Raw genomic sequence first — 15,563 nt, forward strand, 5'->3', positions numbered from 1 at the left:
TTCATAGTCCGGCTAGATTCTGCAACTGAAGGATCGGAAGCAGAATGGCGAGGATGATAAGGGCAACGCACGACCCCATAACGACAATTATGACAGGTTCGAGAAGCGCCATCGACGCGGCCGTGAAGCGGTCGAATTCGCGTTCGAGATAATCGGCGGCACGTTCGAGCATCACTTCGAGCCGGCCCGCGCTTTCGCCGCTGGCGGTCATATACACGAGCAGCGGCGGAAAGACGCCGGCATCGCGGAGCGCGGCCGAAAGACCGCCGCCGGCGCGCACCTGATCGACGATATTGGCGGTCGCGCCGGCGAGCGCGGCATTGCGGATCGTCGGCACCGTCAATTTCAGCCCTTCGACGAGCGGCAGGCGGCTCGACACCATCGTCGACAGCGTACGCGCGAAGCGCGCCGCGTAAAGGTCGCGGAGAAGGCGTCCCAAAAGCGGCAGGCGGAGAAGGCGGGCGTCGACCGCCGCCTTGAACGTCGGACGGCGCAGCGCGGCGGTCCAGCCGAATGCGGCGGCGGCGATCAGCAGCGCGATCAGCCACCACCAATTGGCGGCGAAGCTGGAGATGGCGATCACCGCGCGGGTCAGGAAAGGCAGCTGCTGGCCGGTGTCGGTAAACTGCTCGACGACACGCGGGACGACGAAGATCATCAGTGCCGCGACCACCCCGATCGCAACGACCGCGAGCACGATCGGATAGGCGAGCGCGGCGATCAGCTTGCCGCGCACTTCGGCCTGGCGCTCGAGCAGATCGGCGAGGCGCGCGAGGATCATGGTGAGGCTCCCCGTCGTTTCGCCCGCCGCGACCATCGCGCGATAGAGCGGGGGAAAGCTGGCGGGCTGGCGCCCCATCGCGTCGGCGAGACGGCGGCCTTCGAGCAGTCCGGCGTGGACGTCGCCGATAATCGCACGCGCGCTTTCGGCCTCGCTCTGACGCGTCAACGTGCGCAGCGCCTCTTCGAGCGGCGCGACCTCGGCGAGCGTCGCGAGCTGGCGGGTGAAAAGCGCCAGTTCCTTGGCTGAAAGTTTGGTCTTGCGGAACGCGAGCAGCGAGCGGCCGGCGGGTTTCGCTCCGGCGGCTTCGACCGCGACGATGTGGAATTTCCGCCGCACCAGATCGGCGCGCGCGGCCTCGTCGTTCGCGGCGGTCAGCCGTCCCTTGCGCTCGCGGCCCTGCGGATCGATCGCCACATAGCGATAATCAGGCATCGACATCCTCGCGCCGCGCGATGCGGATCGCCTCTTCTGCGGTCGTCAGCCCCTTGGCGACCATCGACCGCGCCGCCGAGGCGAGCGTCGGCGATTTGAGGAAGGCGTGCTTGGCGATCATCGCCTCGTCGCCGCCGGCGTAGATGTAGCGGCGCACCGTCTCGTCGACCTTGATCGCCTCGAACACGCCGATGCGGCCCTTGAAGCCGGTTCCGCCGCACGCCTCGCAGCCTTTGGGGCGCCAGATCACCGTGCCGATGTCGAGGCCGAGCATCGCGGCGACGCTGTTGTCGGCCTGGACCGGTTCGCGGCAATTGTCGCAAAGTTTGCGCACAAGGCGCTGCGCTAGGACGGCGCGGAGGGTCGATGCCAGAAGAAAAGGCTCTACTTTCAAATCTTTAAGTCGCGTTATTGCGCCGACAGCGTCATTGGTATGGACGGTCGAGAGGACGAGGTGGCCGGTGAGCGAGGCTTGCACCGCGATGTCGGCGGTCTCGCGGTCGCGGATTTCGCCGACCATCACGACGTCGGGATCCTGGCGCAGGATCGCGCGGAGGCCCGCGGCGAAATCGAGCCCGACCTTGGCGTTCACCTGCGTCTGGCCGACCCCGTCGACGGCATATTCGACCGGATCCTCGACGGTCAGGATGTTGCGCTGGCCGTCGTTGAGCTGCTTCAAGGCGGCGTAGAGCGTCGTCGTCTTGCCCGAGCCTGTCGGGCCGGTGACGAGGATGATGCCATTGGGTTCGGCGAGCGCCTCGCGCAATATCTGGTCGGCGGCACCCGACAGCCCGAGCACGTCGAAGTCGATCCCGGCGCTGTCCTTGTCGAGAATACGCATCACGACGCGCTCGCCCGCGCGGCTGGGCAAGGTCGAAACGCGGACGTCGACCGCCTTGCCGGCGAGCGTCAGGCCGATGCGGCCGTCCTGCGGCACGCGGCGTTCGGCGATGTCGAGGCGCGCCATGACCTTGATACGGCTGACGACGACGGGGGCGACGTGCGGCGGCATGCGCAGATGTTCGCGGAGCACGCCGTCGGCGCGCATGCGCACGACGAGCCCGCTTTCATATGGCTCGATATGGATGTCGCTGACCCCCTGCCGCACTGCCTCCGCGATGATCGCGTTGATCAGGCGGATCGCGGGGGCATCGTCGGCGCTGTCGAGCAGATCCTCCGCGCTCGGGATGCCGAGGTCGAGATCGCCGTCGCCCATCGACCCCGCCATCGCGGCGGCCGAACTGTCGACCGCATAATGATCCGAAAGCAGCCGGTCGAAATCGGCGACGTCGGCGGTCGCGACGCGCAGCGGCTGCGCGAGATAGCGTTTGACCTCGATCAGCACGGCGGGATCGCTGCCCTCGCGCAGCGTCGCGAGCCAGACGCCGTTTTCGCCCGGCGCGATGACGACGCCATGCGCGCGCGCGAAACCATAAGGAATATCAACCGGCGCCGGGGGAGGCGCCGCCGGTTCGATGTCGGTCACGGATAGTCTCCGGCAGGGGACGCGGGCGCCTCGGACGTCGAGGGCGGAACATCGGTCGTCACCACGCTGCCATCGGGGCGGCGCAGTTCGGGCAGGTTGACCGGGCCGACCGTCACGTCGGCCGGCGTCGGGGACGACGGCGGGGTCGTCCCCATATAGTCGCGCACCAGCGTGTCGATCGCGGGTTCGACATCGGGATTCCGCTGAAGCTGGAAGTCGCGGATATAGCCGTAGCGGCGCGCGGTGAGCGTGGCATTGTCTTCGCGGCTCTTGAGGATCGTCGGGCGGATGAAGACCATCAGGTTGGTCTTCGATCGCGTCCGGCTGCGCGATTTGAACAATTCGCCGATCAGCGGAATATCGCTGAGGAGCGGGATGCGCTCGATCGTCTTGCGCTCGTCATCGTTGAGCAGGCCGCCGATCGCGAGAATCTCGCCGTCGTCGACGGTCAGCACGGTTTCGAACGCACGCTTGTTGATGATGAGGTCGCTGTTGCGCGACGACACCGGCCCCGCGACGCTCGACACTTCCTGACGGAGGAAGAGCTTGACCTCACCCGCGCCGTTGACCTGCGGCGTGACGTCGAGCTTGATGCCGACCTCTTCGCGCTGGACGGTGCGGAAGGCTTCGTCGAAATTGTCGCTGAGCGCTTCGCCCGTCGTGATCGGCACTTCCTGCCCGACGAGGAATTTCGCCGCCTGATTGTCGAGCGTGACGATATGAGGGGTCGCGAGCAGGTTCGACGTCGTATCCGATTTCACCGCGTTGATGATCGCGCCAAAGACCGTATTCTTGCCGATGTCGCCCGCGAAGCCGGCGAAACCGCCACTCGCGCCGAGCAGCGACGCGGCGGCGGCTTCCTGCAGGCTGTTGCCGAGTGCGCTCGTCGTCTGGGTAACGACGGTTTCGCCGTCGACCGTCGTCTTGTCCTCGGTGAGCTTGGTCGCAGCATAGGCGCCGCCCAGTGTCAGGATGTTCGGCTGCGCATTGCTGTAGCTGGTCGCGACGAACGGGATATTCTTGCCCCCCAGGAGGAACTGGACGCCGAGGCGCTTCGCGGCATCGTCGCCGATCTCGACGACGATCGCCTCGACGAGAACCTGTTGGCGCCGGCTGTCGAGCTGGCGGATCAGTTCGCCGAGCATCCGCTGCACTTCGCTGTTCGCGGCGACGATGATCGCGTTTGCGCCTTCGTAGCGCGTGACGATCGCCGGGCCGCGCGTCGAGATGCTGCCGCTGCCGCCTGCGCCGGTCGAGGCGGGCGCAGCGGCGGCCGGGGCGGGTGCGCTACCACCGTCCGAAGACGAGGTCGATGAGGACGCCGGCGGCAGCCCTACCTTTTGCGCCGGATCGCTGCCGCCGCCGATCAGCTGCTGGAGCGTCGGCAGCAATGTTTCGGCATTGGCGTGTTCGAGCCAATAGACGCGCAGTTCGGTGCCGCCGGCCGCCTTCGCATCGAGATCGTTCGCCATCGCGACGAAGCGCGCGACGAGCGCTTGGTCGCCCCTGAGCGCGATCGCGTTGCTGCTGTCGATCGGGACGATCGCAACCGGCGCGCGCGCGCCCTCCCCCGCCGCGGGGACAAGCGCGGCGAGCGCGGCGGCGATTTCGCGTGCCCCGGCGTTCTTTAGCGTGACGATCTGGCTGCTCGAGCTGTCGCGGTCGATGCTGCTCGCGAGCGCGCGGATACGGCGGATATTGTCGGCAAAGTCGGCGACGACGAGGCTGTTGGCGTTGCGGTTCGCGGTGAGCGAGCCTTGCGCGCTGACGAGCGGGCGCAGCGTTTCGACCGCCGCAACCGCGTCGATGTGCCTCAGACGGATGATTTCGGTGACGAACTGGTTCTGCGCCGCGCCGCCGCTGCCGATGCGGCCGGGCTGTGCCGCGGCGCCGTCGATCGGCTGGACGCGGTAGCTGCCGTTCGGGCCCGGCACCGCGACCAGGCCGTTCGAACGCAGGGTCGCGAGGAAAATCTCGAAATATTCGCTGCGCGACAGCGGCCGGTCGGTGACGACCGACACCTTGCCGTTGACGCGCCCGTCGATGACGAAGGTGCGCCCGGTGATCCGCGCCGCATCCTGGATGAAGGCGCGAATGTCCGCATCGCGCACGTTCAGCGTATATTGGGCGACCGCGGGTGCCGGGGTGGCGGAAACGAGCGCGGCGGCGAGCATCAAGGACAGTTTGAGACGCATAGAACCTAATTCTTTGAAAGGAAGATGGCGACGGGAACGACGCTGGCGCCGCGTTCGACCTCGAGCGCGAGGCGCCCGCCCGGGGCCAGTTGATTGGCGAGCCCCGCGACGTCGCTGGCCGAGGTGATCGGGCGGCCGCCGACCGAGCGGATGACGTCGCCGGGGCGGAGGCCCGCAGCGCGGAAGGTCGCCCCGTCGCCCTGCGGCTGAACCACGATGCCGGTGACGCGGCCCTCCTCGGTGCGCGGCGCAAAGGCGACGCCCGCCTTGATCGCCGCGGGGGTCATTTCCCCGCTGGTGGCCGACGGCGCCGCGCCGATTTCGGGCGTCGGCGCCGGAAGCGCGGTCCCCGCGGCGGCGACGGGCGCCTCGCCGCTCTGGTCGAGAAACAGGCTTTCGCGCGCGCCGCCACGGTCGAGGAGCACGTGGTCGAACGCAACGCCGGCGAGTTTCAGGCCCGGCGCGATCTCGTCGCCGACGGCGTAGCTCGTCTGCACCCCGTCCTCGCCCGCGATGATCGCCGAACCGCCACCCGTCGCTTCGTTGAGATTGATCCCGAAGAGGGTGAGCCCCGCCGAGGTCACGGTCGCGGCGGCGGGACCCTGGATTTGGCCGCGGAAAAAGGGATCGAGGCTGGTGAAAAGCGCGCGCCGTTCGGCGGGCGATGCGATGACGGCGGTTTGCGGCTGCCATGCGCCGAGCGGCGACAGCGGCGTCAGCAGCGTCCACAGCAGGCGGACGCCTTGCCAGACCAGGAGCGCGCCGAGCAGACCGACGAGCAGGTGCGGCCAGATTTCGCGCGGGGTCCGCCTGCGGACGCGGAGCCATGAAGGCAGCGCGCGCGGCAGCCGAACGGCCGATCCGGACATCAGCGTTGCCATGAAGTTTTCCCTGTCCCCCAAACTGAAGAAGCGGTCTCGCGAATCGCCTAGGGGCGATTGGTGACAATCAGTTGACGGCAAGATTACAGTTTTTTGTCAGCCGGGCGAGTCCGGTGCGGTGGGCGGGGTATGATCCTCCCTGCCGCAAAGCGGTGCGGAGGTGGCAGCCCGCAGGGCTGACGGAGGGGCCGTGGGGCCGCGCCCGAGCCCCTCCACCACGCGCTACGCGCGCGGTCCCCCTCCCCACCGCTTCGCGGCAGGGGGGAGGTTACGCCTCAAAATTTGATCGAAGCACTGAGCGAGAAGGTCCGGCCCAGCTTGTAGCGGTTGAAAAAGATCTTGTTGTCGCCCGACGTCTGGACTTCCTGATATTTGCGCCCCGTGAGGTTGCGCGCCTCGAACTTCAGTTCGATTTCCTTGTTGAGCAGGTTGATCCCCTGCCGCGCGACAAAATCGAGCTGGATACCGGGCTTTTCCTTGAGGTCGGGCTGGCCCGACGGACCGCGGCTGGTCACGCGCGGGCTGGCATAGGTGAAGAGCAGGGTCTGCTGCGACAGCTTGTCCTGATCTTCGAGCCCGATCTGGAAATTGACCAGATGGTCCGACTGACCGGTGAGCGGCGCGCCGTCGAAGAAGAAGTTCGCCGCATCCTGAACCACGCCGTTGATGACGGTCGTGTCGCCGTCGCCGACCTTGATCTCCGATTTGGTGTAGGTGTAGTTGCCGATCAGCACGAGACGGCGGCTCTGCCAGAAGGGCGAATCCGACAGCGTGTCGAGCGGAACATATTTCTGCACCTCGACCTCGGCGCCATACAGGGTCGCCTTCGGTGCATTGGCGTAGCTGCTGTTCACCGACGAGTCCGAAATCGAGGTATAGGTCTCGATCGGATTGTCGATCGACTTGTAGAAGCCGGCGACCGTCAGGCGCTGGTCCTTGTCGAAATACCATTCGTAACGCGCTTCGGCATTCCACAGCTCGCTGTCGGTCAACGACGGGTTGCCGCGGAACAGACGGTTCGATTCGGGGTCCTGATAGACCTGTGCCACCAGTTCGCGGAACTGCGGGCGGGCGATCGTTTTGGACCCGTTGAGGCGCAGCTGCATATCGGGCGCGACTTCCCAGGTCAGCGTGACGGCGGGGAGCCAGTAATCATTGTCGAGGTTGGTTTCGACGATCGCCGACGATCCGGTGCCGAACAGGTCGATCGGGACGACGGTCTGCTTCGCCTCTTCGTAGCGCACGCCGGCGTTGACGTTGACGCCCGCCACCAGCTCGGCCTGGACCTGCGCATAGCCGGCATGGGTGGTCAGCTTCGCATCGAAGGCCGCCGTGCCGTCCTGCGCCGAGGTTTCGAGCAGCGAGATGTCGTACAGCTGGATCGTCGCGTCGGATAGCAGATAGTCGGGGCGCAGCTGCTGCACCTCGATCGGCAGGTTCGAAGCGCGGAACTGGAAGGTGCGGCGTTCCGAAATGCGGTGCGTGTCGGTGTAGGCATAGCCGACCGTCGCCGAGATGCGCGGCGCGATTTCGTACGACAGGTCGACCCCGCCCGACCACAGATCCTCGTTGAGGTCGGAAAAAGCGATCGTCGCGTCGCCGCGGTTGCCGCCGAGGTCGTTGACGAACTTGTCGCCCACCGGGTCGCCCGGCTGGTTGGTGCGGACATAGGTAAAGCCGCGCTCATAGGGCGCCTCGCGCTGCGAATTGGCGTAGGCGCCGCGCAGGTCGAGCTTCAGCCGGTCGAATTTGAATTCGCCGACCAGCTGCGTGTTGATCAGCTGGCGCTCGTACCAGGCCGTATCCTGCTTCAGGATGTCGCGGTCCGACTGGTTGGCGTCGGTGCCGAGCGCAAGGCGCGCCTGCTTCAACGTGTCGCGGATATAAAGGTTGGTCCAGCGGATCTTGTGATCGCCGAGTTCGAGCCCGAAGCCGAGCAGCCCGTTCACCACGACGCGATTGTCGGTGATGACGCGGTTATAGCTCGTCTGTGGGTCGCCCGAGAGGTCGTCGTTGACCGAGGTCTGCTGCAACGTGTCGCGCGTGCGCCACTTGTTGCTGATGCCCGCGGTCGCGATGATTCCGAGTTCGCCATCGGGAAGCTGGATCGTGGTGCCGCCGGTGATGCCCGCCGACCAGTTCACCGGGATATGGTTGTTCTGTTGCAGCAGCGTGGTTTCGGCGTTCACCAGCTCCATCTGGATCGCTTCGAGCTGGTCCTGCGAGAAATCGGCGCCTTCGAGGATCGGCTTGCCGCTTTTCAGCGCGGCGCTCAGCAGCGGCGGAACGTCGCGCGTGCCGTCGTCGAAGCCCGTCCAGTCACTGTCGCTGCCATAATAGGTATAGCCAAGCTCGTTGGTCGTCTCGCTGTCCCAGCCGATGCCGCCCGAGAAAGTGAGGAAGGTTTCGCGCGGGGTAGCCTTGGTCGTGAGGTTGATCACGCCGCCGCCGAATTCGCCGGGAAAGTTCACCGAGAAGCTCTTTTGCACGAGCGTCGAGTCGATGACGTTGGTGGGGAAGATGTCGAGCGGAACGACGCGCTTCAAGGGTTCGGGGCTGGGCAGCGGCGAACCGTTGAGCAGCGCCAGCGAATAGCGGTCGCCGAGACCGCGGACATAGACGAAACCGCCACCGACGACCGACAGGCCGGTGACGCGCTGGAGCGAGCCCGAAATATCGCCTTCGCCGGTGCGCGCGATGTCGGCCGACGACAGCGACGACACGACTTCGGGCGTCGCACGGACGATATTGGGGGTGTAGCGCCCGGTAACGACGATTTCCTGATCGGCGCCGCCCGGAATCGAAATGTCCGCTTCTTCTTCTTCGAGCGCCGTCGTGTCGTCGGCAGCCGCGGCATCGGCGGCGGGCGGCGTATCGGCAGCCGGTTCGGCGCCGGCGTCCTGCGCGAGCGCGGCGGGCGCGACGAGCGCGGAACTAAGGAGAAGCAGGCTGGCGAAGATCGGCCGCTTTGTCATGGTGAAAATCCCCAAGGAATATGCAGGAAGGGAGCGGGCCAGCCCGTCAGGCGTGCCCGCTCCCCGTTTGGATCGCGAGCGATCAGGTCGTCGGGATGGCGCTGCAGCTGCCGCTCGACGTGCCGAAGTCCGCCGTCGCCGAATTGCAGGTCCAGCCCTGGTACCAGGTGTCGTTCGCGTCGCGGACCGCGCCGACATAGGCCGTCGTGTCGAAGAAGGCGTTGATCGTCTTGGCGTCGAACGCGGCGAAACCCGTCTCGGTCGCGCCGTTGATGAACAGGCTGGTCAGGCTGGGCGTGTAGTCGAAGCGGTTGTTCGTACCGGCGGTGAAGATCGCCTGGACTTCGGCATCGGTCACGGCCGGGCTGCCGCCGCCGCGGAACGGGCGGGCGGCGCTGCACTTCGCCGAGACCGAGAAGAAGCGCGGCGGCCCCTGTTCGTCGGTGCCCGTCGTCTGCGTCGTCGACGTGCTGTCGATGCGGAAGCACGACGTATCGCTCGTCAGCAGGCCGTTCGCGAAGGTGTAGTCGGCACCGCCGCGGATGCGGATCGCGGCCGCATTGCTGTTGGTCGCGTTGCGGTGGATGAAGGTGAAGTTCGAGATCGTCACATTCTGACGCGGAACCGCCTGTTCGTTGCCGTCCGAGTCGATTTCCATCATCGAGTCGCCGACGGTGCCGCCGGCGCGGCCGATCGCGATCGCATATTGGATGTTGCCCTTGTAACCGACGTCGGTGTCGAAGCTGTCATCCTCGGCGCCGGTGACGATCATATGCTTGAAGTTCGGGCGGCCGCCAAAGACTTCCATGCCATCGTCCGAGCTGTTGTGGATCTGGATATGGTCGAACTGGGTGCCCGAACCGACACCCGACGGGGTCAGGCCCTGAAGCTCCTTGTCGGCGCTGAGGACAAAGCCCGAAAAGCGGATCTGGACATAGGACATGCGGCCCGAATTGTCCGCCGGCTGCGCACCGCCATAGAGCGCGTTCGACGTGCCTTCGGTGTCGCGTTCGCAAGCGACGGTGCCTTCGGCGGCGCCGGGTGCGAGGCAGTCGGTGACCGGCGCACGGCCGAGCAGGACGACACCGCCCCAGAGCTGCGACGTATCGTCACCCGCCGAACCGACGACATTGCCGCGTCCAGTGAAGATGATCGGCTGCGTCGGGGTGCCGACGGCGTCGATCTTGTTGCCGCGGTTGACGACCAGATAGGACACGCCCGTCGAACCGAAGATGGTGACGCCCGGGTCGATCGTCAGCGTCGCGACGGTGTTGGTGCTCGCAGCACCTTGGTCGGTGCCGACATCGACGCGGCCGGGAAGCGAATAGATCACGCCTGCGACCTTGGGGATTGCCGTCGTCGCAGTGAAGCGCGCGGGGAAGCCGCAATTGCGCCATTCGCCACCGGGGCCGCTGATCGTGCCGAGGTTCGACAACTGGTCGGGACCGGCGATCGTCGGGCAGTTCGCGGCCGGGGTCACGCCGGTCGGCGTCGGGGTGGGGGTCGGCGTCGGGGTGGGCGTGGGGGTGGGCGCGGGAATGACAATCACGCCTTCGCCGGGCGAGGCAACGCCATCGGCACCGCAGGCGGCCAGGATAGAACAGGCCACGCCGCTGAGCATGACCAAACGAATGCGTGCGAAAGCCGCCATGAAAATCTCCGTTCCCGGTGTGCGCCGCAGCGCCCCTGATGAAAAACATGCCGCGGGCGAGCGAAACTGCCCCTCGCCCCCGGTGACGCCGCCACTAGGGTGATTCGATGACGGTCTGACGCCAGAGCGGTGACAGTTGCGTGACTCTTTTGAGTCGATTTGGTGACAAGCGCAGGACCGCGCGGCAGCGGCCACCGGCGCCGCGGTTCGCCCCCGCAAAAATAAATCGCGCCATGCTCGCTTGCATCGCCCGAAAAGCTTTGCTAGGCGCCCGCTCCTACCTGGTGCCGGACCCGATCCGGACCATCATGATGTGCGGTCGTGGCGGAACTGGTAGACGCGCAACGTTGAGGTCGTTGTGGCCGAAAGGCCGTGGAAGTTCGAGTCTTCTCGACCGCACCATATAGTCCTGCGGGACTGTCAATTCTAGCAAGGTGAAAGAGCCCAGCCGCAAAGCGGCGCGGTTCCGTGCGACTTGTGGAGTGGGCTCCAACCGATTGGGGCGAGAGACGTTTAACACCAGGCTGGCAGTCAAACCATCCGGCTGCGTGGTGTGGTTCGATTATGATCCGCACACGCTGGAGCTGGGTCCGTTCCGCTGGTTCGGAGGGTCTCCGGGAGTCGGCTTGCCGGATACCGGTGATACTGTCGCCAGACATTCGAAGGCCAATGCCTTGGGTCAGAAGAGCGAGCGATCAGGTCACCGTGTCATTCGCAAATCGAAGTTCCAGCAAGTCGATACCGTAGGCGCGCTCGTCCAGTTGCTTTTTGGTAACAAAACCATGCGCTAGGTTGATGCGCTGGCCGTTGGGTATGGGATCATATCCGCTCGCACGCCACGCAAGACCCCGCTACGACAGACCAGCCTATCGGCGAGCTTCCGTCGCCATCCTGACGGCGAGACCGGCGAGCACCGCTCCCATCATCCAGCGCTGCACGATGGCGAATGTCGGACGCCGCGTCAGAAACACGGCGATCGACGCGGCGGAGATCGCAATTACGGCGTTGACGAATATGCTGATGATGATCTGAGTCACGCCCAGAACAAGCGCCTGCCCCAATATGCTGCCATGCGCCGGATCGATGAACTGCGGCAGCAAGGACAAATACATCACGGCGATCTTGGGATTCAGCAAATTGGTCAGAAACCCCATGAGAAAAAGCTTGCGGGGGCCGTCGTGAGGCAGGCTCCTGACCTCGAAGGGCGTGCGTCCTCCGGGGCGAACCGCCTGCCAGGCGAGCCATAGCAGATAGAGCGCCCCCGCGATGCGGATCGCATCATAGGCAAAGGGCACCGCCATCACGAGGGCGGTGATGCCAAACGCCGCACAAAGCATGTAGAAAACGAAACCCAGCGCAATACCACCCAGAGAAATCAAGCCGGCGTCCTTACCCTGAGCGATGGACCGCGATATGAGATAGATCATGTTCGGACCAGGTGTCAGGACCATGCCGAGAGCGATGGCGGCGAAGGTCAAAAGGCTGGCCGGTTCGGGCATATATCCTCTCCATTTGCGATCAATACACGGAAGACCGACCGGTCTCCCTCGCGTTTCCCGATAGTCGCCGGTCATTCTGCGTCAGCAACGTTGAAAAGGCCCTTGCCCGACCCGTTTCCGGATTACGCGGCTGATCACTTTCGAAGAGGACGAAAGAATGCGCGTATGTCGTCGGCAAGCAGCTCGGGCTGTTCGAACGCTGCAAAATGCCCTCCCCGTGGCAAGCTGGTCCAGTGGACAATGTTGAAGGCACGCTCCGCCCAACTCCTCGGCGGCATGGGCAATTCGCGCGGCAGGGTCACAACGCCGCACGGCGGCAATATCTTTTCACCGGCCGCGAGATGAAACGGACGCTCCCGCGAGCCGCTATAGAAGCGCGCCGCAGAATGGGCTGTCTCGGTTACCCAATAGATCATGACGTCCGTCAAGAGATCGTCCAATGCGATGGCCTCCTGCGGAACCGATACGCAATCGCTCCACGATCTGAATTTTTCCAACAACCATGCCGCAAGCCCGGCCGGGGAGTCGGTGAGCCCGTACGCAAGGGTCAGCGGCTTGGTCGACTGAATTGCGATATAGGCGCCTTCGGCTTCGGCCCATTTACCGACCCGGTCGAGATAATCTTGCTCCTCGTCGCCGATAGGCCGGTCCGAGGAACTTATGTCCGGCCGGAAGCGGGTCGACAGATAGTTCAGATGCACGCCGCGAATGCGGTCCGGGTATTGCAACGCCAACGCAGCGCTGACCCACGATCCCCAGTCGCCCCCCTGTGCCCCGAATCGGCTGTAACCGAGCCGCTCCATCAACGTGACCCACATATCGGCGACCACCGAATAGTTCATGCCTGGTTTCGTCGGACGGCCCGAAAAGCCGTGGCCGGGTATCGAGGGAACAATGACGGTAAACGCATCTTCGGCGCGTCCGCCATGGGCCACGGGATCGGTCAGGATCGGAATGATGCCCAACATCTCCACGAAGCTTCCGGGCCAACCGTGGGTAAGCACCAGCGGCATGGGGTCTGGTCCGATTCCTCGCTCGTGAATGAAGTGGACCGCGATTTCGTCGATCTCGGTGACATATTGATGGAATCCATTGATCCGCGCCTCTTGCTGTCGCCAGTCATATCGATCGAGCCAGTATCGAACGACATCCTGCATGTAGGAGACCGGAGGACCATATTGCCATGCTTGCGCACTCACTTCGTCGGGCCAACGCGTGGCGCGGAGCCGATGCCGCAAGTCGACAAGGACATCTTCTGCGACGGTCAGCGAGAAGGGCTTTATTTCGAAGCGGGACAATGATTTATTCCGGAAGGTGAGGAAAGCATTCCGACAGCGGTCACGTTTTCCAATTCAACCACTCGCCCGGTTTCAGGATTGTTACGGCTGATCCACCGAGCCGGCTCGCATCTCGCAAGGCGCCAAGGGGATCGGGCACTTCCGAATAGCCGTCGGCGCCAATAACTCCGTAATGGATCGGCACGATCCGCTCCGCACCAAGGATTGTGGCCGCGGCAACAGCCTGTTTCGGCGTGAGCACGGCGGGTTCGTCCGTCGCAGGCTTGCGCCATGAAAAGGCAGCACCGTTGATGGGAAGAAACGCAGCGTCAAAAGAACCGAACTGCCGGCCTATCCGCCACCAGCTACCGTGCATCATCGTGTCGCCACCATGGAATATTCTGCGTCCACCGCCCGATACGACCCATGAAACCTGAAGATCGCCATAACCATCGGCTGCAGGAACCGGGGTCGCAGTAAAATCGCCGAAGATTTGCGGCTCCCAAAGGGGGCACGAGCGCTGGCGCACATTGGCCGGAAGCCCGCCGAAAGTGGGGGTGCCGGCGGCATATGCCAACGTCCCTCCACTTTTCAGCGCTGTTGCAATGGCGACGGCGTCGCCATGATCCGAATGCCTGTGGGTGATCAAAATGGTAGTTTCGCCGACCGGATCGTCCACGGCAATCAGCTTGTCGGAAAGCGAAGCACCCCAGACAGCCGGATCGATCAGGGGGTCGATGAACAATGTCGCGGCAGGCAGCTGAAGGCGCATGCCCGCCCAGGCCAGGCGTTGGACACGCAGTTGCGGCGGCGCCGCCGCGCGCGCCGCAGTGCGCCCTAACGATGCGACGGTCGCTGCCGCAGCCATCCCACCGCAGATCATTTGGCGCCGGCTTGAGCTTGCATCGATCTGGTATGGCGAGGACAAGGTCACAGGAGATTGAACCCGATCAGCCGCACGCCGATCTCCGTCCGCGGCTGGTGCTGGCTGTCGGGATCGAAATGCAGATAGGTGCCGACACCGAACCGCTGGTCGCCCTCGATAACTTCCCCATCCAGAATGAAGACGTCCTCTCCCCCGTCGCCATGATGGTCGACATGCGGCCACTCGCTGCCGGGGGCCATTTCGACAATCCATGTGCGGACGCCGGAACGCGAGGGCAGATCGCGGCGAATACACCCAGGGCCGATGACGATCGCTTCACAACTGTCGAATGATACGGGCCTGAGCCCTTTTGGCTGGAACATGAATCTCTTCTCCGATCGCCGCCATTCCTATCTATCGGGAGATCGTCGAGATAGTTTGTCAGGCGATATGCTTCTGTGTTCTAAACTCACTCCTTGCTATCGGGCTGAGGAGTAGAAGTTGTTGAATATCCCGACCTCGGAGGCGTTGATCGCGGCGATAGAGGCCGCCCGAACAGGTTCGATGACTGCTGCGGCGGAACGCCTCGGAATAACGCACGGCGCCGTCAGTCGCCGGATACTTTCACTTGAACAGTGGCTTGGAACGCCCGTGTTCGAACGGCTCGGCCGCGGCGTTCGGCCGACGCCCCAAGGCATTATCTTCCTGCGTCGCGCCGAGCGATCGCTAAGCGCGATCGAAGCTCTTCGATCCGAACTTGGCAGCCGGCGCGATCCCGGCGCCATCCGCATATCCGCACTTCCATCGATGGTCCGGCTATGGCTGATGCCACAGCTACGCCGCCTCGAACCGATCGCTCCCGCGCGCGCGATAGAAATCATTCCCGAGCATCGTATGGCGCAAGTCCAGAACCGCGATATGGACATCGCGGTGCGATATGGCACCGGATCTTGGCCCGGTGTCGATACACATCTCCTTTTCCCCGACGTCGCAATTCCCGCCGCCACACCTGAACTCGCGGCGCGGTTGGCCGGGATTTCAGCGCGGGATCTGATGAAAGAGACTTTGCTAATCGACGGTGACAGCTCGGATTGGCAGGAATGGGGTCGTCGTGCGGGGATACAAAGAGCCTTATTGGGATCGAAACGCCAATTCCTTGATCACGATGTCGCGATCGAAGCCGCCCGTCAGGAACTTGGCGTAATCTTGCTGCGCGTGCCGATGGCGGCATCGGCACTTTATGACAAAAGCCTGCAGCCGCTACCATTTCCGGCCATAGCCAGCACGCGGGGACATTATCTCGCCGTCCGTGCGGGTGAACGCCGTCCGGACATACTCGCGCTGGTCGACGAATTGAGGTCCATCGGCGCCGAAGCCACGGCGTATTTCAACGGCGCCTTCCCCGAAATTGCCGCGCAAGCTTTTGACGCGCAGGGCAAAGCAGCTTCGCAGCGCCGCCGTGCGGAAGGCGTTGGATAGACAGAGATTTGGATGAGGCCAATTGCGGACTGGTGGCCT

11 protein-coding genes and 1 tRNA gene are annotated in these 15,563 nt (G+C 64.5%); 2 read left to right on the forward strand and 10 right to left on the reverse strand.

What is annotated here, in order from left to right; genetic code table 11:
* Nucleotide 1: 1 nt before the first annotated feature.
* From gspF to E5675_RS14975, 6 genes are all read right to left on the reverse strand, one after another.
* Complete coding sequence (gene gspF / locus E5675_RS14950) at nucleotides 2-1,216, reverse strand: type II secretion system inner membrane protein GspF (protein WP_136175215.1); 1,215 nt, start codon at nucleotides 1,214-1,216, stop codon at nucleotides 2-4.
* The gene (locus E5675_RS14955; RefSeq protein ID WP_136175216.1) at nucleotides 1,209-2,702 is read right to left on the reverse strand and encodes an ATPase, T2SS/T4P/T4SS family; all 1,494 of its coding nucleotides are present in this window, start codon (nucleotides 2,700-2,702) and stop codon (nucleotides 1,209-1,211) included. The genes gspF and E5675_RS14955 overlap by 8 nt, the downstream gene beginning before the upstream one ends.
* On the reverse strand, nucleotides 2,699-4,897 hold the full coding sequence (gene gspD, locus E5675_RS14960) for a type II secretion system secretin GspD (protein WP_136175217.1): 2,199 nt from the start codon (nucleotides 4,895-4,897) through the stop codon (nucleotides 2,699-2,701). Before gspD ends, E5675_RS14955 begins: the two co-directional genes overlap by 4 nt.
* A gap of 5 nt (nucleotides 4,898-4,902) precedes the next feature.
* Nucleotides 4,903-5,778 (reverse strand): type II secretion system protein N, encoded by an 876-nt coding sequence (locus tag E5675_RS14965; RefSeq protein WP_136175218.1) that lies wholly within the window; start codon nucleotides 5,776-5,778, stop codon nucleotides 4,903-4,905.
* A 275-nt stretch (nucleotides 5,779-6,053) separates the two neighbouring features.
* The gene (locus E5675_RS14970; protein WP_136175219.1) at nucleotides 6,054-8,753 is read right to left on the reverse strand and encodes a TonB-dependent receptor; all 2,700 of its coding nucleotides are present in this window, start codon (nucleotides 8,751-8,753) and stop codon (nucleotides 6,054-6,056) included.
* Nucleotides 8,754-8,835: 82 nt separating this feature from the next.
* A complete protein-coding gene (locus E5675_RS14975; protein ID WP_136175220.1) occupies nucleotides 8,836-10,404 on the reverse strand; it encodes a hypothetical protein in 1,569 nt (522 codons plus the stop codon).
* A 315-nt stretch (nucleotides 10,405-10,719) separates the two neighbouring features.
* On the opposite strand from E5675_RS14975, the gene E5675_RS14980 reads away from it, so the two are divergent.
* Nucleotides 10,720-10,806 (forward strand) — tRNA-Leu (locus E5675_RS14980).
* A 464-nt stretch (nucleotides 10,807-11,270) separates the two neighbouring features.
* Here E5675_RS14980 and E5675_RS14990 read toward each other — a convergent pair.
* The 4 genes from E5675_RS14990 to E5675_RS21620 all read right to left on the reverse strand — a co-directional run bounded on the left by E5675_RS14990 (nucleotide 11,271) and on the right by E5675_RS21620 (nucleotide 14,305).
* On the reverse strand, nucleotides 11,271-11,903 hold the full coding sequence (locus E5675_RS14990) for a LysE family translocator (RefSeq protein WP_136175222.1): 633 nt from the start codon (nucleotides 11,901-11,903) through the stop codon (nucleotides 11,271-11,273).
* A 134-nt stretch (nucleotides 11,904-12,037) separates the two neighbouring features.
* Nucleotides 12,038-13,201 (reverse strand): epoxide hydrolase family protein, encoded by a 1,164-nt coding sequence (locus tag E5675_RS14995; protein ID WP_210727542.1) that lies wholly within the window; start codon nucleotides 13,199-13,201, stop codon nucleotides 12,038-12,040.
* 40 nt (nucleotides 13,202-13,241) lie between these two features.
* On the reverse strand, nucleotides 13,242-14,048 hold the full coding sequence (locus tag E5675_RS15000; RefSeq protein ID WP_210727543.1) for an MBL fold metallo-hydrolase: 807 nt from the start codon (nucleotides 14,046-14,048) through the stop codon (nucleotides 13,242-13,244).
* A 62-nt stretch (nucleotides 14,049-14,110) separates the two neighbouring features.
* A complete protein-coding gene (locus E5675_RS21620) occupies nucleotides 14,111-14,305 on the reverse strand; it encodes a cupin domain-containing protein (protein WP_210727544.1) in 195 nt (64 codons plus the stop codon).
* A gap of 241 nt (nucleotides 14,306-14,546) precedes the next feature.
* Between E5675_RS21620 and E5675_RS15010 the strand changes: the two genes are divergently transcribed.
* On the forward strand, nucleotides 14,547-15,524 hold the full coding sequence (locus E5675_RS15010) for a LysR substrate-binding domain-containing protein (RefSeq protein WP_136175225.1): 978 nt from the start codon (nucleotides 14,547-14,549) through the stop codon (nucleotides 15,522-15,524).
* Nucleotides 15,525-15,563 lie beyond the last annotated feature (39 nt).

The organism is Sphingopyxis sp. PAMC25046, from assembly GCF_004795895.1.
Lineage (GTDB): Bacteria > Pseudomonadota > Alphaproteobacteria > Sphingomonadales > Sphingomonadaceae > Sphingopyxis.